The following is a 3,104-nucleotide window of genomic DNA, read 5'->3' as shown; positions in this document are numbered from 1 at the left end:
CTGAAACTGATAGGGCGCATCAATATTCGTTAATAGAAAACCCGTTGCGGGGCTCTTAGGGTGAGATCGGCTGCACTGAAATCCGTCCAATAAATATAAAAATCGGAGTTCCACTTATGGCTTCTAGCTGGCTGGTATTAACCATCGTGGCCGCCTACATGGTGGTCTTGGCGTTGATCAGTTTCTGGGTTCGACGCTCTACACAAAGCGCGAAAAACTTCACCACTGGAGGCAAGGATTTCCCGGCGGTGCTGATCGGTTTTCTGATGATGTCCGAGTTCATCGGCACTACCGCGAGCATTGGTACGGCTCAGGCGGGTTACACCTATGGCATTTCCGCTGCCTGGAACATCGCCGCCCTGGGCGTCGGCTTCGTGATCTTCTCCATGCTGTTGGCGAAGAAGTACAAGGACCTCGGCGAGAACACCATTTCCGGGGCGCTGGCCCGCACTTACGGCGAGCCGGTACGCTTCGCCACGTCAGTGATCATGATCTGCGCGCTATCGATTGTTGCGGTCTCGATCTATGCCAGCGGCGGGGCAGTGCTCGCGACCTTGCTGGGCATCGAGCGGACTTCGGCGATCATCATCGTCGGTATTGTTTCGGTGCTGTACGTCGGCATCGGCGGCATGCGTTCGGTGATCTATACCAACGTCTTGCACGCGATAATGATGTACGCCGGGATCATCCTCGCCCTGGGTTTTGCCTTGAGCAAGGTTGGCGGCATGGGCGAGTTGGTGGCGCGACTGCCAGCGCCGATGTTCGAAGTCGGCAACGTCGGTTGGCCGAAGATTTTCGCCTGGCTGGTGGCCGGTATCGGCGCGACGTTCGCCACCCAGTACGTGGTCCAGGCGGTGAATACCGTCAGCGACGGGCGCAAGGCCCAACACGCGAGTTTCTACTGCGCGTTGATGTTGATTCCCTACGGCTTGATCGCTGCGATGGTGGGGATGTGCAGCGCGGTGCTGTTTCCGCAGATTCCTTCGTTGCAGGCCTTTCCGCAAATCCTCGGGCACATGCACGAATGGATGGCCGGGATCGTCGTCGCAGGACTGGCCGGGGCGCTGTTCGGCACCATGGCCGCGCTAACCATGGGCATCGCCACGTTGTTGCTCAAGGACTTCTATCAGCCGTTCTTCAACCCACAAGGTGATGATCGCAAGAACCTCAATTTTGCCCGGACCGCGACCATCGTCGCCGGCCTGCTGCCCATCACGCTGGCGCTGTACGCCTCCGACGTGCTGGTGGTGACCTTCCTCGCCAAAGCCTTGCGCGCCTCACTCGCGGTGCTGGTGCTGATGGTGTTTTACGCGCCAACATTCGGCACGCGGCAGGGTGCGTTCATCAGCATCATCGCGTCACTGATCATCACCATCGGCTGGTTCCTGATGGGCAATCCCTACGGCATCGACAACGCCTACATCGCGCTGGCCACGCCACTCGTGATCATGACCCTGAGCCATTTACTGCGCGGTGGCAAACCTGAACACACCGACAGCGCCAAACCCATCATTGCGAGCGCTACCGGACGCTGAACCCCAACGATTTAAACGGGCATGCCGCCGGGTGACCGGGCATGCCACCAAAACAATAATGACGAGGTAAGGCCATGCAGCCTGTGACCCTTTCCACCCCCGAAGCCGACATGGCGGGGGACTTGCCAGCAGGCGCCAGCCTGCGTGGCTGGCTCGACCACATGCAGCGCCAGCAGCGTTTGGCAATGATCCGTCCCGGCGTGGACCTGCGTTTCGGCGTTGCAGCGATTGCTAATCGTCTGGACGGCAAGAGCGCTTCACTGTTTCCCCAGCCTGGCGGTCACTCGATTGCGGTGGTTTCCGGCCTGCTGTCCGACCGGCAGTGGATGGCCGAGGCCATGGGCGTGGAGTCCGCTGAAGTGTTGGCGCGTTTCGAAACGGCCAGCCTCAATCCGCTGCCGTGGCGCGAAGTCAGCGATGCAGCTTGTCAGCAAGTGGTGCATCGCGAGATCGACCTGAACAAACTGTTGCCAATTCCCACCCACAACGAGCACGACAGCGGCCCTTACATCACCGCTGGCCTGCTGATTACCCGCAACCCACGCACCGGGGTGCAGAACGTTTCGATTCACCGCTTGCAGGTGAGCAGCCCTAATCGCCTGGGCGCATTGCTGCTGCCACGCCATGCGCTGGCCTTCTTTCAGGAAGTCGAGGCGCTGGGTGAGGATCTGGACGTGGCGGTGGTAATTGGTGCTGATCCGCTGACCTTGCTGGCGTCCCAGGCCATCGTGCCGATCGATCACGACGAACTGGAAATCGCCGGCGCTCTGCATGGCCGTCCGCTGGCGGTAACGCGCTGCGTGACCCATCAGATTCGCGTGCCTGCCGACGCCGAGATCGTCATCGAGGGCCGGTTGCTGGCCAAGGCGCGGGAGATGGAAGGGCCGTTCGGCGAGTTTCCGCAGTACTACGGCGAGCGCGCCGAACGCCATGTGATCGAAGTAGACGCCGTAACCCATCGTCACAACCCGATTTTTCACACCATCGTCGGCGGCGGCCTGGAGCACTTGCTGCTCGGCGGCATCCCGCGCGAAGCGACCATGCTCGCGCACTTGCGCCGCAGCTTTCCGTGCGTGCGTGACGTGCACCTGAGCAAGGGTGGAGTGTGTCGTTATCACCTGTATGTGCAGATCGACAAACGCTCCGAAGGCGAGGGCAAGAACGTCATCCTCGGCGCGCTGGGCGGTCACTACGACATCAAGCATGTCACCGTGGTGGATCTGGATGTGGACATTCATGACCCTACCGAAGTCGAGTGGGCGATTGCCACCCGTTTCCAGGCCGACCGCGACCTGGTGCTGATCCACGAATCCCAGGGCTCGAAACTCGACCCGTCCACCCGTGACGGTGTCGGTTCGAAGATGGGCTACGACGCCACGGTTCCGTTGTCGGCACCGACCATGCGCTTCAAACGAATCCAGGTGCCGGGCCAACAGGAAGTCGAGCTCGACAAGGTGGCGCACGCGTCGCCGCAGGACTGGCAACGTGAGCTCCAGACGCGCGATTGAACCCGGCGGCCGCTGGTTTTCAGCGGCCTGTTCCCGATAGCTCCAACCAGCTCAAGACACG

At 60.9% G+C, this 3,104-nt stretch carries 2 protein-coding genes; both read left to right on the top strand.

The window, feature by feature from the left end; all coding sequences use genetic code 11:
* Positions 1-116: 116 nt before the first annotated feature.
* On the top strand, positions 117-1,535 hold the full coding sequence (locus tag JFU47_RS05050; protein WP_201181543.1) for a sodium:solute symporter family protein: 1,419 nt from the start codon (positions 117-119) through the stop codon (positions 1,533-1,535).
* Between the two features lie 74 nt (positions 1,536-1,609).
* The gene (locus JFU47_RS05045; RefSeq protein WP_047530886.1) at positions 1,610-3,043 is read left to right on the top strand and encodes a UbiD family decarboxylase; all 1,434 of its coding nucleotides are present in this window, start codon (positions 1,610-1,612) and stop codon (positions 3,041-3,043) included.
* The last annotated feature ends 61 nt before the right edge of the window (positions 3,044-3,104 follow it).

The sequence above is a fragment of the Pseudomonas sp. TH39(2020) genome, from assembly GCF_016650715.1.
GTDB lineage: Bacteria > Pseudomonadota > Gammaproteobacteria > Pseudomonadales > Pseudomonadaceae > Aquipseudomonas > Aquipseudomonas mandelii_C.
This window is presented reverse-complemented; position numbering and strand designations above follow the sequence as displayed.

What these genes read in the sequence shown, in the direction of transcription:
- JFU47_RS05050 (WP_201181543.1), top strand. Translation starts at nt 117, where the DNA reads ATGGCTTCTAGCTGGCTGGTATTAACCATCGTGGCCGCCTACATGGTG.
- JFU47_RS05045 (WP_047530886.1), top strand. Translation starts at nt 1,610, where the DNA reads ATGCAGCCTGTGACCCTTTCCACCCCCGAAGCCGACATGGCGGGGGAC.